Source organism: Dictyoglomus turgidum DSM 6724 (assembly GCF_000021645.1).
GTDB lineage: Bacteria > Dictyoglomota > Dictyoglomia > Dictyoglomales > Dictyoglomaceae > Dictyoglomus > Dictyoglomus turgidum.
On sequence record NC_011661.1, the window covers coordinates 571007 to 595763 of the forward strand.

A 24757-nucleotide genomic window follows, 5' to 3' on the forward strand; every position below is an offset into this window, starting at 1 on the left:
ACTCAGGGGGAGGGGGTGAGAGGGGGAGGTGTCTTTGCTTACTTATTTATTTTTTACACTTTTTTAGACTTTCAAACTTTATTTTTTATTCCAAACTTTTTTATTTTTTCCTTTTATATTTCCGTCAACTTTCGTTAAGTAAGATATCAAATATTAATAGGGGTGTCAATAAATTGGAGTTAAAGTTATATTAAATATTTTAAAAAATTGTTAACAACTATAAATTAAGACCCATAAGCTGTAGAATTAATACAATCTGACCCGCATGATAACAATCATGGCTTATTATACCATAAAGATTGTCCTCTAAAGTTCCGTATTCGCCTAAACTTTTGTCCAGATCTTCATCGGTTTTGCCCTTTAAAATTTCTATAAGCTTATTATGAACTTCTTCCAATTTTTTAACAGTGTTTTTCCAAGCCTCCTCCGAGGTATCATCAGGGGTTTTAAAATCATCCTCAGATGGAATTTCCTTACCTTCTAAGATGTTTATTAAATACTCTTTCCCAAAGATTAAATGATTCACAATTTCCCAAATGCTGTGTATATTTTATAATACATCCATAACCGAATGAGACCAAAGACCCGCATCCCTCTTAAAGGCATCATTCATATACTTTATGATCCTCTCAATTCTCGTAGCCATTTTTCAAACCTTCCTTTGGAGTTTTATACACAAAATCCTTTGTTAATAGTTTAGCATGTATGGCTTAGTAATTGTTTTAAAATTTTATTTTTTGTAAAATATTAAATCATGAAGAGGGAAATATTTCTTTTAAAGCTCTTCTTTTTTATATATTTTTCTGCATGGGTATTTATTTTCTCCTTTATCCCTGTGTATTTGAGAGAAGTTAAAAATTTTTCCATAGGAATGATTGGAGTTTTATCTGCTATTTCTTCTCTTTCGGGTGCCCTTTTTCAAGTTTATATAGGATATCTTTCTGATAAATTTGGTAAAAGAAAGCCTTTTATTCTCATAGGTTTTATTGTACTTATATTGATATATACTTTTATCTTTCCATCTTTAAAAAATTTTTGGTCCTTTCTAATAGTCTATTTTATTGTAGGAATATTTACAAGCACTATCACTACTATGGCGAATGTTCTTGTTATGGATTACGCAGTGTCAGAGAGAACAGGCTCTCATTATGCCTCCATAAGGATATGGGGAAGTATAGGATTTCTTCTGGTTATGCTTGCAACAGGATTTTATCCAAAATTGGTGGAACATAAGGTAATGTTTTTGATGATTGGCTTAATATACCTATTGGGATTTATTTTAAGTATTGTAATAAAAGAGTCTCCTGTTAAGACTGGCATCTCTAAAGTGGATTTTAGAAGTGTAAAAAAAATAATATTAAAGCCTGAAGTAAGGAACTTTTTAATCTTTTATGTGATTTATTTTATTGCTCTCTTGGGAGCATCCTCCAATGTTAACCTGTTAATAAGATCCTTGGGTGGAGAAAGTAAGCATATAAGTTTTGCTTATTCTGCAAGTTCTTTTTCAGAGATCCCCTTTATGCTTATTTGGGGTTATCTGTCAGACAAGTTGGGAAGAAAACCCATACTTATATTCACTTCTATTGCTCTTCCTATAAGAATTTTTCTATATACTTTAACTAACAATCCATGGCATATCATTCTTATTCAATTTATGCATTCCTTAACTTTTGCAGTAATAGGGACCATACCTATTGTTTATATGAATGATCTGGTGCCTCCTGAGGAAAGAGCAACAGCTCAAGGACTATTAGGCATGGCTATGGCACTTTCATCTACTTTAGGTCCTGCTATTTCAGGATTTGTAGCTGATCTTTTTGGACTTCCTGGAATGTATCGCTTTTTAACCTTTGTATCTCTAATCTCTACAGTACTTGCTATAACTTCTTTAAAGGAGTCAAAAAATAGGGTGTCCTCTTAAATCTGAGGACACCCTACCAAGATTTTTCTTTTTTTACTTTTCTACTTTGTTAATTTCTTATGGCAGAACCACCAGTCAAAGCATTCAATTTCACCTTTCTTAGCTGCTTCAAGTCTTGCTTTAACAGTCTCCACATCACCTGCAGGAGGAATAATTACATGATCCTTTCCTACTACTTCACTGTCGGGCCATTGAGCTGGAGTTGCTACTCCATATTTATCGGTAACTTGTAGTGCCTCTACTGCTCTCAAAATCTCGTCAATATTTCTTCCTACCTCTTGTGGATAGTAGAGGATAAGCCTTACTATGCCCTTGTCATCTACCACAAATACTGCTCTTACTGTGTTGGTTCCTTTTCCAGGGTGAATTAATCCGAGCTTTTCTGCTACCTTTCCTGTATCATCAGCGATAATTGGAAATTCAATTTCTACTCCTAATTTTTCCTTAATCCATTCTACCCACTTAATATGGCTAAATACTTGGTCAATACTAAGCCCAATAAGCTCGGTATTTAGAGCTCTAAACTTATCATATCTCTTTTGAAAGGCTACAAATTCAGTGGTACATACAGGTGTAAAGTCTGCAGGATGGCTAAAAAGTACGAACCATTTTCCTTTGTAGTCATTAGGAAGAACTTTCTCACCATGGGTAGTTTTAACTTTCATCTCTGGAAAAGGCTCTCCTAAAAGGGGAATTCCTTTTCTCTCTAAATTTTCCATTTTTATCCACCTCCTAATAAAAATTATTATTATTTAGAATTATTATTATTTTCAAGTATATATTACCATAAATGAAAAATTTTTGCAAGAGGAGATTATAAGAAAGGCTTCTAAAAACATAGGGTTTAGTTACTAATAAAAATTAATTATACTAAAGTACGTTGAATGTCTCAATGATATTTATTTCTTTAAGAACCTATATTTTTATGGTATATTATGATGTAAGGTAATGAGAAGAAAAAATTTATTAGAGATTTTGAGGGAATGTTTTTGAGGAGAAGAAATTTATTTAAGATACCACGTTCAACAATATTTAGGATATTTGTAGATTTTGCATTTTTTATTCTATCTATTTATTTTTCCTTTTTGTTAAGGTTTGAATTTATACCTCCTTCTAATTATATTAAAATACTACCTCTTGTTATATTTAGAGAATTTCTTATTTTCTTTATTATTTATTTCTTTGCTTTTAAGCTCTATCGCACTTTATGGGAATATTTTAGCCTTGAAGCCCTGAAAGAGTTGACCCTTGCGATTACACTTGAAAAAATAATATTTTATTTATCTTATTTAATTTTTCCAATTCAAGGACTTCCAAGATCAATAATTCTCATCTCTTACTTTACGTCTCTTTTACTTTTATTCTCAGTAAGGGCTTTTACTCGCTGGGTTTACGAGAGTAAAAAGAGTATAGATAAAGTTAATTATGCTCAAAAAAAGAGAGTAGTTATTATTGGAGCTGGTGATGCTGGAGAAAAGATATTAAGAGAGATAAAGACACATAAAAACCTAAATTATGATGTGGTAGGATTTTTGGATGATGATCCTAAAAAAATTGGAAAAACAATTCATGGAATTAAAATATTAGGACCTATATCTTCTTTGCACAAAGTTGTTAGGGGGAATGGAGTTCAGGAAATTCTTGTTGCAATTCCTTCTGCACCTCCTTCGCTTTTGAAAAATATTTTGAGTATGGCTTCTAAGTTGAAACTTCCTGTAAAAACCCTTCCTGGAATATGGGAGCTTATAGATGGGAAAGTGACCATAAGTAAAATTAGGGACGTAAAGATAGAAGATCTTCTTGAAAGGGACGTTATAGATTTGGATTCTGAAAAAATAGGTGAATACTTAAGAGGAAAAAAAGTACTTGTTACTGGAGCTGGAGGATCTATTGGGGCGGAAATTTGTAGGCAGGTTGCAAGATATGGACCACAAAAACTTATTCTTCTGGGAAGAGGAGAAAATAGCATATTTAATATTGAATTAGAACTTAAGAATACTTACCCTAATTTAAATATCTGCTCTTATATTGCAGATATAAAGGATAGAGATAGGATATTTTACATATTTTCCATGGAAAAACCTGAGATAGTCTTTCACTCTGCTGCCCATAAACATGTGCCTTTAATGGAGGAAAATCCTGACGAAGCGGTGTTTAACAATGTTTTTGGTACCATTAATGTAATGGATGCTTCAAAAGAATATGGAGTAAAAAAATTTATCTTTATTTCTACCGATAAAGCAGTGTATCCAGCAAATATAATGGGTGCGACAAAAAGAGTTGGAGAAATGTTAGTAAGGTATTATAATTCTCACTCTCAAACGGAGTATATAGCAGTAAGATTTGGAAATGTCTTAGGAAGTAGGGGAAGCGTCCTTGAAGTATTTAAAAAACAGATTGAAATGGGCGGTCCTATCACTATAACCCATAAGGATATGGAAAGATATTTCATGACAATACCCGAGGCGGTAGGACTTGTGCTTCAGGCAGGGGCTATTGGGAAATCGGGTGATCTTTTTGTTCTTGATATGGGAAAGCCAGTTAAAATTATAGATCTTGCAAAAAACTTTATAGAGCTTTCTGGATATTCGGTGGAAGATATAGAGATAAAGATTATAGGTCTTCGCCCTGGAGAAAAGTTAAAGGAGGAACTTTGGGAGGAAGAGGAAAAGGTTCTAAAAACCTCGCATCCTAAAATATATAAAATAATTTCTAACAATGATCTTGATAAAAATAGTTTTGAAGCATTACTGAGAGAGCTAAAGCTTTCTGCTGAAAAAAGGGATAAAAATGAGATTGAAAAAGTGCTTAAAAAGTTAATTCCTACTTATAAAAAAGCTCAAGAAAATGCAAAAGGGAAAGAACAATGGGAAGCTTTAAAGTAATTTCCATAGTAGGAGCCCGCCCTCAATTTATAAAACTTGCTCCTTTTTCAATTGAGCTTAGAAAAAGCGGAATAAAGGAAGTTATTCTTCACACAGGTCAGCATTACGATGAAAACATGAGTGATCTCTTCTTTAAAGAATTGGAAATTCCAGAGCCAGATTATAACCTTGGGATAGGTTCAAGCTCCCATGGTGAGCAAACAGGAAGGATGCTTATAGGAATAGAAGAAGTCTTAATAAAAGAAAAACCTGATGTAGTAATAGTATATGGAGATACAAACTCTACTTTAGCTGGAGCTTTGGCAAGTTCTAAACTTCACATTCCTTTAGCCCATGTAGAAGCGGGACTTAGAAGTTTTAATAAGAAGATGCCTGAGGAGATAAATAGAATTGTAGCAGATCACCTTTCGGATATTCTTTTTGCACCTACAGAAACTGCAGTGGAGAATCTTAAAAGAGAAGGTATAGAAAAAGGCGTATACTTAGTAGGGGATATAATGTTTGATGCTCTTATGCATTTTTCTAAATTAGCAAAAGAAAAAAGTAAAATTTTAGAGAAGCTTTCTCTTTATCCTAAAGGTTATTACTTAGTTACAATTCATAGAGCTGAGAATACTGATAATCCTGAAAGATTAAAAAGTATCTTTTCAGCCCTCCAAGAATTAGATAAAGAAGTGATCTTTCCTATTCATCCCAGGACAAAAAATAAAGTAAAAGAATTTGGTTTAGAAGATTATTTAAAGAGCAGAATTAGAATAATAGATCCAGTTGGATACCTTGATATGATACAGCTTGAGAAAAATGCGTATGCAATTTTGACAGATTCTGGAGGGGTCCAAAAAGAAGCTTTTTGGCTTAAGGTTCCATGTATTACCTTAAGGGAAGAAACAGAATGGGTAGAAATAGTGAAGCTTAAATGGAATAGATTAGTTGGTGCAAATAAAGAAAAGATATTAGAAGCTGTAAGAAATATAAAAGAGGGGGAAGATGTAAATTTTGAAGAAAATTACTCGGCACCTAAAATGAGAGAAATTTTAGTAAGAGAATTGGAAAAGAGAGGAGGAGAGTTTAAGTGAGTTTTAAGAAGATCTCTATTGTGGGACTTGGATATGTAGGACTTCCTTTAGCCTTAGAGTTTGCAAAGGCTGGATTAATAGTACACGGCATTGAGCAAAATCCTAAAAAAGTCGAGATGGTTAATAAAGGAATTTCATATATTGACGATGTAAAAAATGATGAACTTTTAGAAGTTGTAAATAAAGGAAATCTTAAAGCTTTTATAGATTTTGAGCCAGTAAAAGATTCTGATGCTATAATTATTTGTGTACCTACACCTTTAGGTCCTCATAAAGAACCTGATATTTCCTATATTATAAATGTTACCACTGAGATTTCTAAATATTTAAAAAAAGGACAATTAGTAGTATTAGAGAGTACCACTTATCCCGGAACCACCGAAGAAGTTTTAGTTCCTATATTGGAAAAAAGTGGGCTGAAAGCTGGTGAAGACTTTTATGTGGCTTTTTCTCCCGAAAGGGTGGATCCTGGAAATAAAAATTTCACTACTAAGGATATTCCAAAAGTTGTAGGAGGAATAAATGAAGTTTCCACAGAAAAGGCGATGAAACTTTACTCCATAATTATCCCCAAGATCCATAAGGTATCTTCTCCAAGGGTCGCTGAAATGGAAAAACTTCTTGAGAATATCTTTCGCCTCGTAAATATATCTTTCATAAACGAACTGGCGATCCTTTGTAGAAAGATGAATATTGATATTTGGGAAGTAATATCTGCAGCTTCTACAAAACCTTACGGATTTATGCCCTTTTATCCTGGGCCAGGATTGGGGGGACATTGTATACCCATCGATCCTTTTTATCTTTCCTGGAAGGCTAAGGAGTACGATTTTGATGTAAGATTCATAGAGCTTGCGGGTGAGATAAATGATAATATGCCAAGGTATGTGGTCCAATTGGTAATGGAGGCATTGAATAATCATAGAAAGCCGGTAAATGGATCTAAAATACTTATAATTGGTGTTGCCTATAAACCCAATATAGCAGATCCCAGGGAATCACCCGCTTTGAAAATTATTCCTTTACTTGAAGATCTTGGAGGAGAAGTTGAATTTTATGATCCCTATGTATCAGAGATCAAGATTGAGAATAGCAAAACAAAAGAAGTTAAATATATGAAATCCTGTGCATTAGATGAAGGTAAAGTTAAAAATACTGATTGTGTTCTTATTGTAACTGACCATGATAACATTGATTATGAGATGATATACAAGAATGCAAAATTAATAGTAGATACAAGGAATGCTTTGAGAAAAAGAGGACTTAGTATAGATGAAAGGGTAATTTTGTTATGAATAAATAATTGAGGGAGGAGAAAAATGGATAAATTTATTGGACTCATAGGGCTTGGATATTGGGGAAAGAATATATTGAGAAATTTATATGAGCTTAATGTTCTTCGTTCTGCGTGTGATTTTGATAAGAGGGTTATTGAAGAAAGAAGAAAAGATTTCCCAGATGTAAATTATACTCAGAAAATAGAAGATATTTTGCAAGATCAAGAGATAACTGCTGTAGTTATAGCAACCCCTGCAGTTACCCATTATGATTTAGCTAAAAGGGCTATTCTTTCAGGCAAGGATGTCTTTGTGGAAAAACCTATGACAGTCTCACTAAAAGAAGGAGAAGATTTGGTTAAGTTGGCGGAGGAAAGAGGAAAAATTCTTATGGTGGGACACATTTTAAAATATCATCCTGCAGTAGTAAAAATGGAAGAAATGGTAAAGAGAGGTGATTTGGGAGACATAATGTATATCTACTCCCACAGATTAAATGTGGGAAAGGTAAGGACCGATGAAAATGCATGGTGGAGCCTTGCTCCTCATGATATATCCTTAATTTTAGAACTTACAGGAGGGATGCCTGTTAAAGTATATTCTCAAGGATTTGGATTTATTACAAAGGGAATTGAAGATGGAGTACTTGCGGCCTTGGAGTTTGAAAGTGGTATTAAGGCGCACATCTTTGTAAGCTGGTGGCATCCTTTTAAGGAGCAAAGATTAGTAGTAATTGGTAAAAAGGGTATGATAGTTTTTGATGACAATACAAGGGAAAAATTATTCTTATATCCTCATAAAGTGGAATATAATAATGGTTTTCCTATGCCTAAAAAAGAAGAAATGCAAATTATTCCTGTGGAAAATGAAGAACCTTTAAAATTAGAGCTTCTCCATTTTATAGAATGTGTAAAAGAAAGGAAAAGACCAAAGACAGATGGATATGAAGGATTAAGAGTCCTGAAAATACTTGAGCAAGTAATGGGCTAAAGGAGGATTATAAATATGTCTAAAGATCTTCATTATTTTGTTCATGAGAGCTCTTATGTAGATGAAGGTGTAGAGATAGGTGAGGGTACAAAAATTTGGCATTTTTGTCATATATTAAGAGGTAGTAAAATAGGGAAAAATTGTGTTCTTGGACAAAATGTCATGGTAGGACCAAATGTAAAAATAGGAAATAATGTAAAAATACAAAACAATGTAAGTGTATACGAAGGAGTAGAGATAGAGGATGATGTATTTTGTGGACCATCTTGTGTATTTACCAATGTCATAAATCCGAGGGCATTTATAGAAAGAAAGAATGAATTTAAAAAGACCAAAGTTAAAAAAGGTGCTACCATAGGTGCAAATGCCACAATAGTTTGTGGAGTAACCATTGGAGAATATGCTTTTGTAGGAGCGGGAGCGGTAGTAACAAAGGATGTCCCTCCTTATGCCCTTGTGGTAGGAGTTCCCGCAAGACAGATTGGTTGGGTATGTAAGTGCGGAGTAAGATTAGAATTTGATGATAATGGAAAGGCAGTTTGTAAAGCCTGTGGAGAAAAGTATAGATTAGAAGATGGGAGATTAGTAAGTGATGGATGATGAAAGATAATGTAAGATTGTAATAGAATAGTCTAAATATTGAGGTTTTCACATTTGAGGAGCTTGAGAAAAATTTATAGTTAGGATATCTTGATATGATAAATTTAGAAAAGAATGCAGAGGTAATCTTAATAGATTCAGGAGGTATCTGAAAAGAAGTCTTCTTGGATAAAAGTTCCTTGTAGTACTTTAAGGGATAAGGCAGAACGGGTGGAGACAGTAAAGTTTGAGTGGAATAGAGTTGTAGGAGCGGATTGTGATAGAATAAAATCTGTAGTGGTTTCTATAAGACTAAGGATAGAGGTAGATTTTAAAAGATGAATATTCAGTGGAGAAGATGGTGAAGATGTTAGTAAAGGAGCTACAAAAATATTAAATGATGGGAGGAAGTATAAATGCTTTCGCAAGAGTCACATATACTTTGGTTAATTGAAGAAGCTTTAAAAAAAAGTTCAGGAATTTAATTATAAATCATATACAAGTGAACTTTATCAACTGTCTTAAAGTATGAGAAATAAATGGGTAAGGGAATATAAATATATAATTAACCAGATTTTGGAAAAATTTGGCTTACATAAAGAAAGAGGCTCAATATGTTTAGAGTGTTGGTGACAAGTGGAAGTTATAAACATTCGATTGCTATTCAGAAATATCTCAAAATTTCTATACCTGATATTTATCTAATTGTTCAAGATGATTCAAAGTTGAATTTCTCTAGGCTATACGGTTATGCTAATGTTATTAAAAGATGTTCATTGGAGGAAGCTTTACTTGCTAACGATTTTGACATGGTAATTCCAGTAGGTGCTAAAGATATTCTACCTACTTTGAAATATGTCAGAGAGAAGGCAATTTTGCCCTCTGAAGAAAGTATTAGAGTATGTTTCAATAAATATCAAACTATACAATTGGCTAAAACTTGTGGCGTACCTGTTCCGTTCTCTATACATCTTAAGTCATTGAAAGAAATTGAGAAAGTAAAGGGAATAGTGAAATTTCCTTGCGTAATAAAACCATCTTCTGAACTTGAGGCAAAGTTTGTTTTTTATGCTAATAATCAAAAAGAATTAAATTATTATTTAAATCAGTCATTTAAGATACTTGGAGAGAATTCTCAGCATGGTGTTATTCTTCAAGAATATATTTCTGGAATGGGGGTTGGTTTTTTTGCTTTATATAAGAAAGGAAATCCTGTAAGAATTTTTATGCACCAACGTCTGAGAGAATGGCCAATTTCAGGGGGAGCAAGTACTGCTGCGAAAGCATTTTATAGTGATAAGTTAAAAAACTATGGTTTAACTTTGCTTAATACTTTAAATTGGAATGGTGTAGCCATGGTTGAGTTTAAATATAAATATGATGAGGAAGAATTTTATTTAATAGAAGTAAATCATAAATTCTGGGGATCTTTAGAGTTGGCATTACGTGCAGGAGTTAATTTCCCTGCTGATTTGGTTAGAATTTTTAGAGGGGAGTCTTTAAGCTATTCAGAGAATTATAACATTAATCAACATTTTTATTGGCCTTTAGATGGTGACATCTTGAATCTTGTGAAAACGAAAAGATTATATCTTATTAGAGAGTATTTTAACCCCAATGTATCAACCTGTTGAGGTGAGTCAATATTAGCAGATATTTTAAAAGTATTAATACTTTTAAAGGACCTAATCTTGAAATAATGAAAGCGATATGTCATATTCATACAAAATATTCATTTGATGGTATGATGTCTCCTTCAAAGATCGTAGAATATGCTAAAAGGAGAGTAATAAATATTCTCTTAATCTGTGACCATGATAGCTTTGAAGGAGCAAGACAAGCTCTGGATTATGCTTACAGTAAAAAAATAGATATATATATTCCTTTCTCTGCTGAAATCAAAACTGAATATGGTGATATAATTGTTGTTTTAAATGATTTTGACGAGAACTTAAATATTTCAGAGTTGAAGAAATTTGAGACCCTTATTCATGTTGTAAAAAATAAGGGTGGAGTAATTATATTGCCTCATCCATATTGCCAACATAGAGATATAGAACGAATTGCTATGAAAGTAGACTGCATAGAGGTTTTTAACTCTCGCTGTAGCGAGCAACAAAATCAAAAAGCTCTAAATCTTTGTATGCAACTTAATAAGGTACCTATTTATGGGGCTGATGCGCATCTTTTTTCTGAGTTAGATAATGTAATAGTTTCTTATTCAAATTTTGATAGAAATTTCCCATTCTTATCTTCCTCAGTATTGTTGGCTGGAAGGCAAACTCAAAATTATAAGATTCGTATCTCAAGTCTTATTAAAGCAGTTAGAAAACGAAACTTTTATGAGATTGTAAATTTAACCCTTTCTATGATTAAATGGTTATTGATAGAGGAAATTTTTGCAAATAGAAGAAAGAATATAGGGAGGAAGTAATGAGCACTCTAATTGTTAGTATTCCAGAAAATTTCTATTTACAAGAGTTCAACTATATCATAAAAGTGCTCTTGATAGATTTTCTTGGTTTGGATTATACACTTGAAATGTATGATGGTGATAAAGTAAAGATTAGACTCAAAGGGGACGAATCAGATAAGGCCCTGAGTATTGAAAATATATTATTTAATACACCCACCGAAGAATGGCTGAAAGAATCATCCTTGCCACTATCTCCTCTTCCTCGATGGAATATATTAGATGATTTACCAGAAGTTAGATTATGCAAGAAAGATTTACCTATAATTTATGGAAGATTGTTATCTAATGGAAGATATTTTGATCAGGGGAAAAATTTTATACATTTAGGTGTTGATATCTTTGGTTCTTGTTTCTTTATGCTAACAAGATATGAAGAAATAATAGTTTCGGAAAGAGATGAGCATGAAAGATTTCCAGCAAAAGCCTCATTAGCTTATCGAGAGGGATTTCTTTCTCGTCCTATAGTAAATGAGTATGTTGAAATCTTATGGGCTTTGCTAAAACGGCTTTGGCCAGGTTTGGAAAGAAAGCAACATAGTTATAAAGTTTTATTAACACATGATGTTGATCATCCTTTTGTGGTCTATGATCAAAGTTGGTATCAAATACTCCGTAATGTTAGTGCTGATTTAATTAATCGCAAGAATATTAGTCTTAGCTTTCAAAGAATAAAGTGTAAAGTCAAAAATGACCCTAAACTTGATCCAGCTAATACTTTTGATTTTATTATGGATCTAAGTGAAAAAAATGGATTACAAAGCGAGTTTTATTTTATTACTGATCATCCTGCAGGGACTTTAGATGGAAGTGATTATTCTCTTGAATCACCCTATATACAAGTTTTAATTGACAGGATTTATAAGCGTGGCCATCGGATTGGGTTACATGCAAGTTATAATAGTTATTGTGATTCTCAACAAATAAAAAGGGAGTTTGAAAAGTTAATTATGTTAGCGGAAAAACTTAGCATTAAGCAAGATTCTTACGGTGGAAGGCAGCATTATTTACGCTGGAAAAATCCAACTACATGGCAAAATTGGGAAGACACAGGACTTAATTACGATAGTACTTTATCATTTGCTGATTATGCAGGATTTAGGACAGGGGTTTGTTATGAATATCCTGTTTATAATCTTGTTACACGTAAAAGCTTGAATCTTTTTGAGAAGCCTCTTATAGTTATGGATGTAACTCTCTTTGGGAGTAGCTATATGAACTTGAAAGTAGAGGAGAGTTTTAGATATGTAGAACATTTATCTAAATGTTGTCGCCTTTTTGGAGGAACTTTTGTTTTACTTTGGCATAATACTTCTCTTATAGAAAAATGGCAAAAGAACATTTATAGAGATGTTCTTTATAATATTATTTAGGATTAAAAGCCTATGAGAAATACTTTTAAAAATGAGAGTTGGGTATGTATAAATAAAGGGAAAGTTTACGGCAGAAACTTAATTAAAATTATTTTGGTTGTAGGCGTAAGACCTCAGTTTAGAAAACTTGCTGAAGAGGAATATAATAAAGATGTATGGTCTTAAAAAGTTGAAAGTCAATATTAATAACTCTACTTTAAAAGTTTTTAATTCTATTTTTACGGTATTAGTTTATTGTTTAATTTTATTGTCCGAATCTCTGTTTAAGTATCCTGAAATCTATTTTGCGCTTTTTCTAACAGCGGGTGTTTATAAGGCAGATCCAAGATTAAATTTTCTGCCTAAATTTCTCGATCTTACAGTATTTTTTGGGTTTTTAACTACTCTGGGGGTTTTGTATAATATTTTGAAAGGAGAATTAAAACCCATTCTACCCCCTATAAAAATTTTTTTATCATATATATTTATAGTTCTATTAGGGATTTTAAGTCTTTCATATACTTTAGCTCCTATTTATGGAACTGAAAAAATTCTCAGATTCATAATTATTACATCGCCTGCTTTCTTTTTTCCTATAATGCTTTTCCAAAAGAAAGAAGTATATGTGAGATTCTTTGCTGTGTTCGTTATTATTGCTATTATTATGAGTTTTGATATCATAACAGGTGGATTAGCTCCTGGAGAGACTGGTTTTCACGAAGCACTTGGTTCAAACTATTTAGCAGTTGGGAGAATTAGTGGAATTGCGATATTATCAGCCCTATCGCTCTTTTTTGTGATAAAACAAAAATTATATAAGTTTTGTCTTCTCTTTATTATGGGACTTTTTATTTTTAATATGTTCATATCTGGTGGTAGAGGTCCTTTAGTAAGTCTTGCTTTTAGTTTTGTTTTTATCTTCATATATCTGGTAATAATGAATTTATTCAAAATTAAAGAAAACAAATTTACAATAAATAAAAGAGATTTCAAGTTACTATCATACATATTTTTAATTTTTGTATTTGCTTTATTTGTCGTTGTATATTTTAAAGATTATTTCTCAATTATTTTTTATAGACTAATGTTATTAGAAAATTTAGAAGGTACTTCGATAGAGACAAGGTTAAAATTGTATAATACAGCAATAAATTCTCTTAAGGACTTCCCAAGAAATATAGTGGGTTTAGGAATAGGGGGCTTTAGTGTGTTTTACAATGGATATGATGCACCCAGGGGTTTGTATCCTCATAATATCTTTTTAGAAATTGGTTCTGAATTAGGTATTTTAGGACTTTTTGCCTTTATTTTTGTTATATGTAAAAGTATTATAGTGGCTTTTGATAATATAAAAAAATCGAAATTAGAGTGGAACTATTACATAAACATTAGTTTACTGATGAGTCTTATTTTTATGCTTATTAATTCTTCGGTATCTGGAGATATAAATGATAATCGATTGCTATTTACTACTTTGGGATTAATTTGGGCAAGAAGGAGGATTTCAAATAATGAAAGCTAAAGTTTGTCACATAACTACCGTACATTCTCCATTTGATGTTCGTATATTTCACAAGGAATGTAAAACTCTTGCAAAATCGGGTTATGAGGTTTACCTTATTGCTCAGCATGATAAAGAAGAGATTGTAGATGGAATACATTTAATCCCTTTGCCTATAGTGAGAAGTAGGATTAGGAGGATGATTTATTTACCTATTAGAGCTCTCAAAGAGGCATTGAAACTAAAAGCAAACATTTATCATTTCCATGATCCTGAGCTGATTCCTATAGGTGTCTTGTTAAAAGTCTTTGCTAAAGGAAAGGTTATATATGATGTTCATGAGGATGTTCCTAAACAGATAATGTCAAAATATTGGATACCTAAAAAATTAAGAGGTATTATTTCTTTTATAGTAAATCTAGGAGAGAAGAAATTTTCTTTTTTATTTGATGCTATTATAACCGCTACAGATGATATATTGAAAAATTTCTCTTTTTATAGAAACGCCATCTCGATAAAAAATTACCCAATGTTGTCAAAATTTTTAGAGGTTAAAGGCAAAGAAAAAAAAGATGATGTGTTTAAAATAATTTATATAGGAGGACTTTCAAAAATAAGAGGAATAAGTGAGGTAGTAAAAGCCCTTGAATATGTAGATTCTAATAAAGAAGTTCGCTTGATTTTATGTGGAAAATTTTCCCCAATTGAATATGAAAAAGAAGTTCGAAATCTTAAAGGCTTTGAGAAAGTAGATTATCTTGGATGGTTAGAGCCAGATGAAGTAGTAAATAAGCTTGTAGATGTAGATGCAGGTATTGTATGTTTACATCCAATAACAAATTATGTTACTGCGTTACCTGTTAAACTCTTTGAATATATGGCTGCTGGGCTTCCTGTTATTGCTTCTAATTTTCCTCTTTGGAGAGAAATTGTTGAAGGAAATAATTGTGGTATATGTGTTGATCCTCTTAATCCAAAAGAAATTGCAGAAGCAATAAAATATTTAATAGAGCATCTAGATAAGGCTCAAAAAATGGGAGAAAATGGTAAAAAAGCTGTTTTAGAGAAATATAATTGGGAAAAAGAGAGTGAAAAACTCATTAAATTGTATGAGGATTTACTACATGGCTAACAAAAATATCTGGCTCTTCAATCATTATGCTATAACTCCAAATCTTCCTGGGGGAACAAGGCATTTTGATTTTGGAAAAGAATTAGTAAGGAGAGGTTATAAAGTAACCATATTTGCTTCTAGCTTTCATTATAGCTTACTTAGAGAAACTAAAGAATATGAAAAGGAGAAATTTATTATTGAAGATTACGAAGGAGTTAGATTTGTATGGTTAAAGACATTTTCATATTCTGGCAATGATTGGAGAAGAGTAGTCAACATGCTTTCTTATGCTATTAGAGCTTATGAAGTAGCTCAAAAAATTAATACAGAGAAACCTGATATTATAATAGGATCTTCTGTACACCTTTTTGCAGTGTTCACTGCTTATTTACTCTCTAAGAAATATAAAACCCCATTTATAATGGAAGTAAGAGACCTTTGGCCTCAAACATTAATGGATATGGGAGTTTCTAAATGGCATCCTTTTGTAATTTTGTTAGGAATACTTGAAAAATTTTTATATAAGAGAGCAGATAAAATAATAGTATTACTACCAAGGGCTAATGAGTATATAGAAAAATTGGGAATTTCCCCTGAAAAGATTGTTTGGATTCCCAATGGGGTAGATTTCGAGAGGTTTCAGTTTAAGAACGGAGGAAGTTTGAGAGATGAAACTTATACTTCTGATGAATTTATAGTGACCTATACAGGTGCCATAGGAAAGGCTAATAATCTTGATGTTGCGGTAGAAGCTGCCAAAATACTTCAAAAAGATTATCCTAATATTAAATTTCTATTCGTGGGAGATGGACCAGAGAAAGGAAGATTATTAGAAATAGTGAAAAAAGAAAAAATAAATAACTTAGAATTTAAGGCTCCTTTGCCCAAGGATAGAATAGTAGAAATAATTCAAAAAGCTGATGTTCTTTTTCTAGCGCTTAAAGACTCCCCTCTTTATAAGTATGGTATAAGCTTAAACAAACTCTTTGATTATCTTGCTTCAGGGAAGCCTATTATTTTTTCTTCTAACTCTATCAATAATCCTGTGGATGAGGCTAAAGCGGGTATAACTGTTCCGCCAGATAATCCTCAAGCTCTTGCGGATGCTATAATTAAATTGTATAAAATGTCTCCTGAGGAAAGAAGAGCAATGGGATTAAATGGAAGAAAATATGTAGAAAAGTATCACTCTATACCTGTTCTTGTGGATAAGCTTGAAAAGATATTTGAAGAAGTAGGAGTTATGAAAAAGGGTTAGGGGTGCCAGAGAAATGAGGAGTTATTTTTTAAAGCGTATCATAGATATTATTGGCTCCTTAATAGGGCTTGTTGTAGCGAGCCCTATTATAGTGGTTATCTCCATAATAATTTACATTACAATGGGAAGACCTATATTTTTTAAGCAGGTTCGTCCTGGGTTAAAGGGAAAGCCTTTTGTGATATATAAATTCAGGACTATGCTGGATTTAAGAGATGAAAATGGGAATCTTTTGCCTGATGAGAAGAGACTTACAACAATCGGTAAGTTTTTAAGAAGTACTACTTTAGATGAGCTTCCTGAGTTTTGGAATGTGTTAAAAGGAGATATGAGTCTGGTGGGTCCAAGACCTCTTCTTATGGAGTATTTAGATAGGTATACTCCAGAGCAGGCAAGAAGACATAATGTAAAACCAGGTATGACAGGTTGGGCACAAATAAATGGTAGAAATGCTATAACTTGGGAAGAAAAATTTAAATTAGATGTATGGTATGTAGATAATTGGAATATTCTTCTTGATTTAAAGATTATCTTTCTTACCATTTTGAAGGTATTAAAGCGTGAGGGTATAAGTGCAGAAGGTCATGCTACAATGCCTGAGTTTATGGGAGAAGAAGTTATAAACTCATTATGAAAGATTTTTAAAGGGAGGAATATAATTTGTGTATAATGATATTAAAATTCTCTTTTTGTCAAAATATCTTAATCCAAGTGGAGTTACAGTTTTTATGTTCAATTTAGGTAAGAAGTTAATTGAGAATGGATATTCAGTGGGGATAGCTACAGGGAAGGAAACAGGTGAGCATAGTTACTCACTTAAAAAATTTAGAGAGGCTGGTTTTGAAACATTTGAAATTCCGTTTCCTGGTAAGGGTTATGGTGTAAGCAATATACTTAGGTTATCTAAGTCTATATTAAAATATTTAGAAATTATTAGAGAGTATAAGCCAGATTTAATTCATGTCCATTGGAGAATTACAAGTTTATTTGCAGAGTTATCATATAAATTATTTGGTATTCCTTATATAGTTACGCTTCATTTAGAGGGAATTCCCAATAATAGAATATCAAAGTTGTTATCATTCTGGGGAGAATATGCTATTGCTATTTCAAGAGAAACTTATGATTACTTACATTCTGCTTTTAATCTTCCATTGTCAAAAATAAAACTAATATACAATGGGGTAGACGAGGATTATTTTTATCCACCTAACGAGAATGATAGAATAGATGCAAAGAGAAAATTTGGAATATCACTTGATGATAAGGTGGTCTGTCTAATTGGAAGATTTTCAAAAGTTAAGGGGCATGATTTATTGATTAAGGCTGCTTCTTTATTAAAAGAGAGAAATGTTAAACCAATCTTTATTTTGGCAGGTAGCGGTGATGAGTCTTGGATAAGAGCTATGATCGAAGAATATGAGCTTCAAGATCAATTTATCTCAACTGGGTTTTTAGATAGTAGAGATGTTTTGTGGGCTTCTGATATATTAGTACTTCCAAGTAGAAAAGAAGGTTTTCCTTTAGTAGTAGTGGAAGCAATGTTATGTGGGGTTCCTACTATCAGAACTCCAGCTGCTGGAGCTTATGATCAGATTGAAGATGGTATTAATGGGTACATAATTCCTTTTGAAGATGAAAAATCTTTGGCTGATCGGATTCAACTTTTGATAGAGGATGATGAATTGAGAAGAAAAATATCAAAAAAAGCTTTTGAAAAGGCTAAACAGGTTTTTACTCTTCGGGAAATGGTCAGTAATTATATAAAGGTCTATGAGGATGTATTATCCAAAAAGAAAAAGATCTATCGGTATATGGAGAGTTAGAAATGAATATTTTGTTAACATCTGTAGGAAGAAGAGTTTCTCTTGTAAAGTTTTTTAAAGAAGCCCTTAATGGAGAGGGATATGTTTATACTGCGGATTGTGATCCTACGGCTCCAGGGCTTTATGTGGCAGATAAAAGTTTTTTGGTTCCAAGAGTAACCAGTGAGGATTATATTCCCCTTCTTTTAGACAAATGTGGAAAAGAGAACATAAAATTGATTATTCCACTCATCGATCCAGAACTACCTATATTGGCTTGGGAAAGAGATAAATTTTTGGAGAAAGGAATTATACCTCTTGTCTCTTCTTATGAGAGAGTAATGATAGGCTATGATAAGCTTTTAACATATGAATTTTTAGTAGAAAATTCTTTCCCTTCTCCTAAAACATTTTCTTTTGATAAAGATCTTGCAGAAAACAAGCTTGACTTTCCTCTTATAATAAAACCTCGCTTTGGTTCCGCAAGTATTGGTGTACAAAAATGTGAAAATTATCAAGATTTAGAGTTTTATGCTCGGAAAATTTCTGAACCAATTTTACAGGAATTCTTGCAAGGAGATGAAATAACTTTGGATATTCTTTGTGATTTTGAAGGAAACCCTATCTCTATTGTTCAGAGAAAGAGAATTAAAGTAAGGGGAGGAGAAGTTGAAAGAGGCATTACTATAAAAAATTATGAATTACTATATCTTACTTTAGATCTTGTTAAGAAGCTAAAACCATTTGGTGTTATCAATATTCAATGTTTTTTGACCTCAAGGGGATTTTATTTTACCGAGATTAATCCTCGTTTTGGGGGAGGCTATCCTCTTACCCATTATGCAGGTGTGAATTTCCCTCAGTTGATTATTAAACTGATAAAAGGAGAGAAGGTCGAACCAATCATAGGAGAATACAAAGAAGGTGTTTTAATGTTAAGATATGACGAAGGAATTTTTATAAGTGAAGAAGAACTTTTAAAATGATTAGACTTATTATATTTGATTTAGACGATACACTTTATCCAGAGATAGAATTTGTAATGAGTGGTTTTAAAGCAGTAGCGAAAGCTATTTCACAAGATTTTGATTTTGACACTAATAAGATTTATGCTTTACTTATAGAAGCTTTTAAAGAAGATAAGAAATTTGTTTTTAACAGGGTATTAAAGTATTTAAAAATTTATAACGAAGATTACCTTAATAAACTAATCTTTTTATATAGGACTCATAATCCTGAAATACATCTCTATAAAGATGCTGAAGAGATGCTTCCTTATTTAAAAGAGCATTTTCTATTGGGACTTATCACTGACGGATTTCCCACTACTCAAAGGTTAAAAGTTGAGGCTTTAAATATTGAAAGGTATTTTGATGGTATTATATATACTGGAGAAAAAGGTGAAAATTATAGTAAACCTTCTATATTTCCTTTTATAGATATGCTTAATGAGTTTCACATTCAATCAGATGAGGCTATCTACATAGGAGATAATATAGAAAAAGATTTCAAAGGGCCAAAAGCCCTTGGAATGGTTTCTATAAGAGTCATAAGGAATGGAATATATAAGAATTCCATTTCACCCGGAAAAGATTTTGATCCAGATTATGTTATAAATTCACTTTTTGAGCTCGATAATCTATTAAACAAGTTATAGTTTTTCAATGTAAAGGAATTAGAACGAGAAATTTGAAAGAAAAAATTGCTCTACTTATCAGGAAGGATAAAAGGTCTAATTGATATGGTATAGTGTAGTTTGAGGTGAGAAGGATGGATAATTAGAGTGATAAATTATGAGTTATGAAGAATAGGTTAATATAATACTATAGGAGGAATCAGAAATATGGAGTATTTGGATATAAAAAATCGTATTGAAAGGATTTCTAAAGAGATCACTGAGTTAAGAAAGAGGTTGATCTTAGAAGGTGTTATAGATAAAGAGAAAAATGAGATTTCTTCCTCTTGATAGTTCAATTATAATAGCTGCTCTAAGAGAACAGGAAGAAAAGCATAATACATGACACAGTACTTGTCGAGGTTACTGCTGCAATTAGAAGGAGGACCGGTTCAAAAGAACTTGCTGAAAAGGTTAGGTTTTATCTAGGAGATATCGATTCAATCCATTTTTTAGAGCTTGAGTCTTACAGAGCAGAAGAGGCTTCTAAAGTTGCAGAAGAACTCAGTGTAAGAGGAATGGATGCAATAGTCATTCAAATTGCTAGAGAATTCGGTTCTGTCCTTCTAACCCTTGATAATGAGATGGCAGAGAAATCTAAAAACTTTGTTTATGTTGGTAAAATAGAAGAGATTTTATGAATACTATTCCCCAACTTTTAGAACAGAAGAAGAATAGAAGGAAATAAAAAATAGAATAATTATGGAGTAATAGGACTTATGAGTCTTAAAATTCTGAATGCAAATCCCAATTTTTCTACTCTTATAACTCTTATCTTTGTTTATAGTGTTCCTATATATGATTCAGCTTTAACAGTTATACGAAGATTTATCTCTGGAAAATCTATATTTACTCCAGATTTGGGACATTTCTATAACAAGCTTTATAATATTACCAGAAATTATGTAGGAACAGGTTTAATAATATATCTTTTTTCTATTGTTCTTGGAATTATAGGAATTTGGTTATATTCTTTAACTCCTATTTTGAGTCTTGTATTAGGAGGATTAATCTGGATTATTCTCGTATATTTAGGATATAAGTTGGGATTTTTAGAAGGCTAATTTATATAACGAGTACTATAGCCTGAGCTTATGGAACTACGCGAAACATTTGGAAAAATTTTTACGTCTGCGAGAGGAAGATTTTAATATGGTATAATGTTAGCCAGAGATATTCAAATAAAGAAGGAGAATTTATTTGGGTTATGGATATTGATATTTACGATAAAGTAAAAAACTAGAGCGTGAAATTTGGAAGATAAAGATTGCTCTGTTGAAATCAGGAAGTATAAAAAGGTCTAAGAAGCCCATCTCTTTAGAGGGTATTTGGAAAGGGGTTGAGATTACAGAAGAAGACATTGAAAGAGCTAAGAAGCCCCTTTTTCCTCAAGATTATGAGGTGTAGGGATTCTTAACAGATGAGCCTCTATGTAGCTGATACCCATTCTCTTGAAGTGAAAAGCTTGGGCAGAAAGCGCTTTAAGTATTTAGAGATTCAATTTTAGGAGAGGTTGTAATAATTATTCCGCCCATTGTGTTGGCAGAAGTGATAGATATTGCTGAAAAGAAACGCATTAGCATTGATTATGAAGAATTAATAGATAAAATTGAGGAAAACAGTAGTTTTGAAATTTATCCTCTTGATATAAATGTTTTGAGAATGTTAAAAGATGTTCCCAATATTTACGAATTACATGATAAAATTATAGTTGCAACAGCTAAATTATTGGATGCAAAGGTGATTACTAAGGATGTAGATATACAGAATTCTAAATTAGTTGAAACAATCTGGTAGAAAAAGACCTCACTAATACAGGAATTAATCTACAATAAACTAGAAGAATTAGAACGAGGAATGTGGAAGAAAAATTGCTCTAATTAGCAGGAAGGATAAAGGGTCTAAGTAAAGTTATATAATTTAATTTGAGGTGAGAAAAAATGGAAAAAATTCCTATGTCTGCTCCTGATTTGGATGAGACTGATATTCAGGAAGTATTGGAAGTTTTAAGATCAGGGCGTCTTGCTTTAGGTCCAAAGGCAAGAGAATTTGAGGAGATGATGGCAAATTATATTGGGGTAAAGTGTGCAGTAGCGGTGAGTTCTGGTACTGCGGGACTACATATTTTAGTTAGAGCATTAGGTATTGGTCCTGGTGACGAGGTATTGGTGCCATCCTTTACTTTTGCTGCATCGGTTAATGTTATTTTATATGAAAAAGCAATACCTGTTTTTGTAGATATAGAGCCAGAAACTTACAATTTAGATCCTGATGATTTAGAAAGAAAGATTACAAAGAAAACAAAAGCAATAATGGCAGTAGATATTTTTGGACATCCTGCAGAGTGGGACAAAATTTTAGAGATTGCTGACAAGTATAATCTAAAAGTGATAGATGATTCTTGTGAGGCATTAGGAGCGGAATATAAAGGTAAGAAAATTGGGCAGTTTGGAGATTGTGCATGTTTTGCTTTTTATCCAAACAAGCAGATGACAACGGGGGAAGGAGGAATAATTGTAACAAATAACTCTGAAATTGCTAAAATTGCAAGGAGCTTGAGAAATCAGGGAAGAGGAGAGATGGGGTCATGGCTCGAGCATGAAAGACTTGGATATAACTATAGAATGGATGAGATGTCTGCTGCCCTTGGGGTATCTCAGCTAAAAAGAATTGAGACTTTTTTAGAAAAAAGGGAAAAAGTTGCAAAGATGTATACGGAAAAATTAAAAAATTATTCATGGGTAAGGGTACCTACAGTTAAGCCATACGTGAGAATGAGTTGGTTTGTTTATGTGATTACATTGGAAGATGGTCTTGACAGAGATATAGTTATAAGGGAACTTGAGAAGGAAGGAATTCCCGCAAGGGGATATTTCTCACCTATTCATTTACAGCCGTATATAAGAGACATGTTTGGAACTAAAGAAGGCATGCTTCCTGTTACTGAAAATATTTCAAAAAGAACTCTTGCTCTTCCTTTTCATAATAATTTGAAAGAGGAAGAGGTAGATGAAGTAGTTTCTACACTCAAGAAGGTAGTAGAAAAGGTTAAAAGTTAGAGCTTATAGGGAAAAGTTGTTTTATAATTCTATTTGGCGAGTATAATTTTATTAATCTTGGAGGAAAGATAAGTATTCTAAAAGAAGTTTCAGAAGAGGAATTAAAGAGAGCTTTATTAAATGAATATAGATGTAGACTTCTTAATATCTTTTGCTCCTTTCAGGGCTACAGTAAAATGATATAATGTGAATAGAAAGGACATAAGGAGGAAAGTTAGTTGGCAAAGCTAAGTGACAGAGTAGATAGGCTTGAGAGTTTGCTTGGGCAGTTTATTGTAAACACTGATGTAGCTTTGAGAAGATTGGAAACATCCTTGGAAGTTTTCAAAGATGAGATGAAGGTTTTTAAGGAGGAGATGATAGCATTTAGGAATGAAGTAAATGAGGACAGAAAAAGAATAAACAAGATGTGGGGAGAACTTGCTAACAAAATGGGGACATTAGTGGAAGATATTGTAGCACCAAACATTACAGGGATTGCAAAAAGATATTTTGGGGTTGAGGAATTAGATTATTTTGCTGTAAGGGTTAGGAAAAGAAATGTAAAAGATAGGAGTAAGATAAGGGAGTTTGATGTTATAGCGGTATGGGATGATAAGGTAATAATAAATGAGACTAAGTCAATACCAAGAATAGAATATATAAATGAATTTATAGAAGTTTTGAAGGAGATAGGCGATTATTTTCCAGAGTATAAGGATAAGGAAATTATCCCTATTTTTTCCTCCTTATACCTTTCTGATGAAATAGTTAAATACTTAACAAAGAGAAAGATATACGCCATGGCAACGAAAGATGATACCATGGACCTTCTTAATTTTGAAAAGATTAAAAGGTAAATTTAGAGATATGGAATTAGAAAAAAATGTATATAAAAAGTCGTATTGAAAGAATCTATAGAGAGATTACTGAATTAAAAAAGATATTGATCTTAGAAGGTGTTATAGATAAAGAAAAAAGCGAGGTTGCATGGAGAAATTTGTTAATCCTTTCTAAGGAAATTTCAGCAAGATGGGAAGGTTTTTCTGCAGTTGAAGAAATAAGGAATCAAAGAGAAAAATGAGGTTTCTTACTCTTGATAGTTCAATTATAATAGCTGCTCTAAGAGAACAGGAAGAAAAACATGATATATGTTTGGGAGTTTTAGAAAAGATAAAAAATGGTGAGTATATTGCTATAGAGCCATACATAGTACTTATTGAAGTTACGGCTGCAATTAGAAGAAGAACCGGGTCAAAAAAACTTGCTGAAAAGGTCAGATTCTATCTAAAGGATATCGATTCAATACATTTTTTAGAGCTTGAGTCTTACAGAGCAGAAGAGGCTTCTAAGGTTGCAGAGGAACTCAGTGTAAGAAGAATGAATGCAATTGTTATTCAAATTGCTAAAGAATTTAACTCTGTTCTTCTAACTCTTGATAATGAGATGGCAGAAAAGGCTAAAGACTTTGTTTATATCGGTAAAATAGAAGAATTTTTATAAATTTTATCTCGGATTTGCATTCAACCCTATAGATTATCAGCAAGAAACAACTCCAAACTATAAAGTGGTTCTATAATAGCAGATTTTTCCTCTCGGAGTGAAATGATTTTTTATTTATGACTTTTAAAGATTTGGTGTATTCTGAGGTCTTAAAAGAAGTTTGAAGTTTACTAAGGATGATGAAGAAAAGGCAAAATCTGTTAAAGTATCTAAAGAAGAGATAAGAGATTTGCTTACTCCTATTTGATGAAGATTTTGATAAATTAGAAGGAATTAAAATAGTTGTTCCCTAAAAACTTACTAAAAAAAT

At 32.3% G+C, this 24757-nt stretch carries 27 protein-coding genes; 25 read left to right on the top strand and 2 right to left on the bottom strand.

Features of this window, described 5'->3' with window-relative positions; all coding sequences use genetic code 11:
• Positions 1-217 precede the first annotated feature (217 nt).
• Positions 218-547 carry a DinB family protein gene (locus tag DTUR_RS02905; protein ID WP_337955237.1) on the bottom strand — a complete coding sequence of 110 codons (330 nt, stop codon included), beginning with the start codon at positions 545-547 and terminating at the stop codon, positions 218-220.
• A gap of 207 nt (positions 548-754) precedes the next feature.
• On the opposite strand from DTUR_RS02905, the gene DTUR_RS02910 reads away from it, so the two are divergent.
• A complete protein-coding gene (locus DTUR_RS02910; RefSeq protein WP_012582945.1) occupies positions 755-1921 on the top strand; it encodes an MFS transporter in 1167 nt (388 codons plus the stop codon).
• Between the two features lie 41 nt (positions 1922-1962).
• Here the strand turns inward: DTUR_RS02910 and DTUR_RS02915 are convergent, their stop codons facing one another.
• On the bottom strand, positions 1963-2640 hold the full coding sequence (locus DTUR_RS02915; protein WP_012582946.1) for a peroxiredoxin: 678 nt from the start codon (positions 2638-2640) through the stop codon (positions 1963-1965).
• A 264-nt stretch (positions 2641-2904) separates the two neighbouring features.
• On the opposite strand from DTUR_RS02915, the gene DTUR_RS02920 reads away from it, so the two are divergent.
• The 24 genes from DTUR_RS02920 to DTUR_RS03030 all read left to right on the top strand — a co-directional run bounded on the left by DTUR_RS02920 (position 2905) and on the right by DTUR_RS03030 (position 24447).
• The gene (locus DTUR_RS02920; RefSeq protein WP_012582947.1) at positions 2905-4806 is read left to right on the top strand and encodes a polysaccharide biosynthesis protein; all 1902 of its coding nucleotides are present in this window, start codon (positions 2905-2907) and stop codon (positions 4804-4806) included.
• Positions 4788-5882: a non-hydrolyzing UDP-N-acetylglucosamine 2-epimerase gene (gene wecB, locus DTUR_RS02925; protein ID WP_012582948.1), complete on the top strand. Its 1095-nt coding sequence runs from the start codon at positions 4788-4790 to the stop codon at positions 5880-5882. The genes DTUR_RS02920 and wecB overlap by 19 nt, the downstream gene beginning before the upstream one ends.
• Positions 5879-7177: a nucleotide sugar dehydrogenase gene (locus DTUR_RS02930; RefSeq protein ID WP_012582949.1), complete on the top strand. Its 1299-nt coding sequence runs from the start codon at positions 5879-5881 to the stop codon at positions 7175-7177. The genes wecB and DTUR_RS02930 overlap by 4 nt, the downstream gene beginning before the upstream one ends.
• A 24-nt stretch (positions 7178-7201) precedes the next feature.
• Positions 7202-8149, top strand: coding sequence for a Gfo/Idh/MocA family protein (locus tag DTUR_RS02935; protein WP_012582950.1), 948 nt, complete (start codon positions 7202-7204; stop codon positions 8147-8149).
• Between the two features lie 15 nt (positions 8150-8164).
• Complete coding sequence (locus DTUR_RS02940; protein WP_012582951.1) at positions 8165-8749, top strand: acyltransferase; 585 nt, start codon at positions 8165-8167, stop codon at positions 8747-8749.
• A 593-nt stretch (positions 8750-9342) separates the two neighbouring features.
• The gene (locus DTUR_RS02945; RefSeq protein WP_012582952.1) at positions 9343-10362 is read left to right on the top strand and encodes an ATP-grasp domain-containing protein; all 1020 of its coding nucleotides are present in this window, start codon (positions 9343-9345) and stop codon (positions 10360-10362) included.
• Between the two features lie 65 nt (positions 10363-10427).
• Complete coding sequence (locus tag DTUR_RS02950) at positions 10428-11162, top strand: PHP domain-containing protein (protein WP_012582953.1); 735 nt, start codon at positions 10428-10430, stop codon at positions 11160-11162.
• Positions 11162-12574: a polysaccharide deacetylase family protein gene (locus DTUR_RS02955; RefSeq protein WP_012582954.1), complete on the top strand. Its 1413-nt coding sequence runs from the start codon at positions 11162-11164 to the stop codon at positions 12572-12574. The genes DTUR_RS02950 and DTUR_RS02955 overlap by 1 nt, the downstream gene beginning before the upstream one ends.
• Positions 12575-12586: 12 nt before the next feature.
• Complete coding sequence (locus DTUR_RS02960; RefSeq protein ID WP_012582955.1) at positions 12587-12739, top strand: hypothetical protein; 153 nt, start codon at positions 12587-12589, stop codon at positions 12737-12739.
• Positions 12726-14075 carry an O-antigen ligase family protein gene (locus DTUR_RS02965; protein ID WP_012582956.1) on the top strand — a complete coding sequence of 450 codons (1350 nt, stop codon included), beginning with the start codon at positions 12726-12728 and terminating at the stop codon, positions 14073-14075. The genes DTUR_RS02960 and DTUR_RS02965 overlap by 14 nt, the downstream gene beginning before the upstream one ends.
• Positions 14065-15186 (top strand): glycosyltransferase family 4 protein, encoded by a 1122-nt coding sequence (locus DTUR_RS02970; protein ID WP_012582957.1) that lies wholly within the window; start codon positions 14065-14067, stop codon positions 15184-15186. The genes DTUR_RS02965 and DTUR_RS02970 overlap by 11 nt, the downstream gene beginning before the upstream one ends.
• On the top strand, positions 15179-16426 hold the full coding sequence (locus tag DTUR_RS02975) for a glycosyltransferase family 4 protein (RefSeq protein WP_012582958.1): 1248 nt from the start codon (positions 15179-15181) through the stop codon (positions 16424-16426). Before DTUR_RS02970 ends, DTUR_RS02975 begins: the two co-directional genes overlap by 8 nt.
• Positions 16427-16439: 13 nt before the next feature.
• Positions 16440-17060 carry a sugar transferase gene (locus DTUR_RS02980; protein ID WP_012582959.1) on the top strand — a complete coding sequence of 207 codons (621 nt, stop codon included), beginning with the start codon at positions 16440-16442 and terminating at the stop codon, positions 17058-17060.
• 28 nt (positions 17061-17088) lie between these two features.
• Positions 17089-18252 (top strand): glycosyltransferase family 4 protein, encoded by a 1164-nt coding sequence (locus DTUR_RS02985; protein WP_012582960.1) that lies wholly within the window; start codon positions 17089-17091, stop codon positions 18250-18252.
• A 2-nt stretch (positions 18253-18254) separates the two neighbouring features.
• Positions 18255-19217 (top strand): ATP-grasp domain-containing protein, encoded by a 963-nt coding sequence (locus DTUR_RS02990; protein WP_012582961.1) that lies wholly within the window; start codon positions 18255-18257, stop codon positions 19215-19217.
• On the top strand, positions 19214-19888 hold the full coding sequence (locus DTUR_RS02995) for an HAD family hydrolase (protein WP_012582962.1): 675 nt from the start codon (positions 19214-19216) through the stop codon (positions 19886-19888). Before DTUR_RS02990 ends, DTUR_RS02995 begins: the two co-directional genes overlap by 4 nt.
• 186 nt (positions 19889-20074) lie before the next feature.
• Positions 20075-20197, top strand: a complete 123-nt coding sequence (locus DTUR_RS09555) for a hypothetical protein (protein ID WP_012582963.1) — start codon at positions 20075-20077, stop codon at positions 20195-20197.
• Between the two features lie 47 nt (positions 20198-20244).
• Complete coding sequence (locus DTUR_RS03000; RefSeq protein WP_278007866.1) at positions 20245-20547, top strand: PIN domain-containing protein; 303 nt, start codon at positions 20245-20247, stop codon at positions 20545-20547.
• 78 nt (positions 20548-20625) lie between these two features.
• Entirely contained in the window at positions 20626-20970 is a 345-nt protein-coding gene (locus DTUR_RS03005) for an MraY family glycosyltransferase (RefSeq protein ID WP_012582965.1), read from the top strand.
• Between the two features lie 460 nt (positions 20971-21430).
• Positions 21431-21703 carry a PIN domain-containing protein gene (locus DTUR_RS03010; protein ID WP_278007867.1) on the top strand — a complete coding sequence of 91 codons (273 nt, stop codon included), beginning with the start codon at positions 21431-21433 and terminating at the stop codon, positions 21701-21703.
• A 143-nt stretch (positions 21704-21846) separates the two neighbouring features.
• Positions 21847-22965, top strand: coding sequence for a DegT/DnrJ/EryC1/StrS family aminotransferase (locus DTUR_RS03015; RefSeq protein WP_012582967.1), 1119 nt, complete (start codon positions 21847-21849; stop codon positions 22963-22965).
• Between the two features lie 218 nt (positions 22966-23183).
• Positions 23184-23804 (top strand): DUF8196 domain-containing protein, encoded by a 621-nt coding sequence (locus tag DTUR_RS03020; RefSeq protein WP_012582968.1) that lies wholly within the window; start codon positions 23184-23186, stop codon positions 23802-23804.
• A gap of 26 nt (positions 23805-23830) precedes the next feature.
• Positions 23831-24028 carry a hypothetical protein gene (locus DTUR_RS03025; protein WP_012582969.1) on the top strand — a complete coding sequence of 66 codons (198 nt, stop codon included), beginning with the start codon at positions 23831-23833 and terminating at the stop codon, positions 24026-24028.
• The gene (locus DTUR_RS03030; RefSeq protein WP_012582970.1) at positions 24025-24447 is read left to right on the top strand and encodes a type II toxin-antitoxin system VapC family toxin; all 423 of its coding nucleotides are present in this window, start codon (positions 24025-24027) and stop codon (positions 24445-24447) included. Before DTUR_RS03025 ends, DTUR_RS03030 begins: the two co-directional genes overlap by 4 nt.
• The last annotated feature ends 310 nt before the right edge of the window (positions 24448-24757 follow it).

What these genes read in the sequence shown, in the direction of transcription:
- DTUR_RS02910 (WP_012582945.1), top strand. Translation starts at nt 755, where the DNA reads ATGAAGAGGGAAATATTTCTTTTAAAGCTCTTCTTTTTTATATATTTT.
- DTUR_RS02915 (WP_012582946.1), bottom strand. Translation starts at nt 2,640, where the DNA reads ATGGAAAATTTAGAGAGAAAAGGAATTCCCCTTTTAGGAGAGCCTTTT.
- DTUR_RS02920 (WP_012582947.1), top strand. Translation starts at nt 2,905, where the DNA reads ATGTTTTTGAGGAGAAGAAATTTATTTAAGATACCACGTTCAACAATA.
- wecB (WP_012582948.1), top strand. Translation starts at nt 4,788, where the DNA reads ATGGGAAGCTTTAAAGTAATTTCCATAGTAGGAGCCCGCCCTCAATTT.
- DTUR_RS02935 (WP_012582950.1), top strand. Translation starts at nt 7,202, where the DNA reads ATGGATAAATTTATTGGACTCATAGGGCTTGGATATTGGGGAAAGAAT.
- DTUR_RS02940 (WP_012582951.1), top strand. Translation starts at nt 8,165, where the DNA reads ATGTCTAAAGATCTTCATTATTTTGTTCATGAGAGCTCTTATGTAGAT.
- DTUR_RS02945 (WP_012582952.1), top strand. Translation starts at nt 9,343, where the DNA reads ATGTTTAGAGTGTTGGTGACAAGTGGAAGTTATAAACATTCGATTGCT.
- DTUR_RS02950 (WP_012582953.1), top strand. Translation starts at nt 10,428, where the DNA reads ATGAAAGCGATATGTCATATTCATACAAAATATTCATTTGATGGTATG.
- DTUR_RS02955 (WP_012582954.1), top strand. Translation starts at nt 11,162, where the DNA reads ATGAGCACTCTAATTGTTAGTATTCCAGAAAATTTCTATTTACAAGAG.
- DTUR_RS02960 (WP_012582955.1), top strand. Translation starts at nt 12,587, where the DNA reads ATGAGAAATACTTTTAAAAATGAGAGTTGGGTATGTATAAATAAAGGG.
- DTUR_RS02965 (WP_012582956.1), top strand. Translation starts at nt 12,726, where the DNA reads ATGTATGGTCTTAAAAAGTTGAAAGTCAATATTAATAACTCTACTTTA.
- DTUR_RS02970 (WP_012582957.1), top strand. Translation starts at nt 14,065, where the DNA reads ATGAAAGCTAAAGTTTGTCACATAACTACCGTACATTCTCCATTTGAT.
- DTUR_RS02975 (WP_012582958.1), top strand. Translation starts at nt 15,179, where the DNA reads ATGGCTAACAAAAATATCTGGCTCTTCAATCATTATGCTATAACTCCA.
- DTUR_RS02980 (WP_012582959.1), top strand. Translation starts at nt 16,440, where the DNA reads ATGAGGAGTTATTTTTTAAAGCGTATCATAGATATTATTGGCTCCTTA.
- DTUR_RS02990 (WP_012582961.1), top strand. Translation starts at nt 18,255, where the DNA reads ATGAATATTTTGTTAACATCTGTAGGAAGAAGAGTTTCTCTTGTAAAG.
- DTUR_RS02995 (WP_012582962.1), top strand. Translation starts at nt 19,214, where the DNA reads ATGATTAGACTTATTATATTTGATTTAGACGATACACTTTATCCAGAG.
- DTUR_RS09555 (WP_012582963.1), top strand. Translation starts at nt 20,075, where the DNA reads ATGGAGTATTTGGATATAAAAAATCGTATTGAAAGGATTTCTAAAGAG.
- DTUR_RS03005 (WP_012582965.1), top strand. Translation starts at nt 20,626, where the DNA reads ATGAGTCTTAAAATTCTGAATGCAAATCCCAATTTTTCTACTCTTATA.
- DTUR_RS03015 (WP_012582967.1), top strand. Translation starts at nt 21,847, where the DNA reads ATGGAAAAAATTCCTATGTCTGCTCCTGATTTGGATGAGACTGATATT.
- DTUR_RS03025 (WP_012582969.1), top strand. Translation starts at nt 23,831, where the DNA reads ATGTATATAAAAAGTCGTATTGAAAGAATCTATAGAGAGATTACTGAA.
- DTUR_RS03030 (WP_012582970.1), top strand. Translation starts at nt 24,025, where the DNA reads ATGAGGTTTCTTACTCTTGATAGTTCAATTATAATAGCTGCTCTAAGA.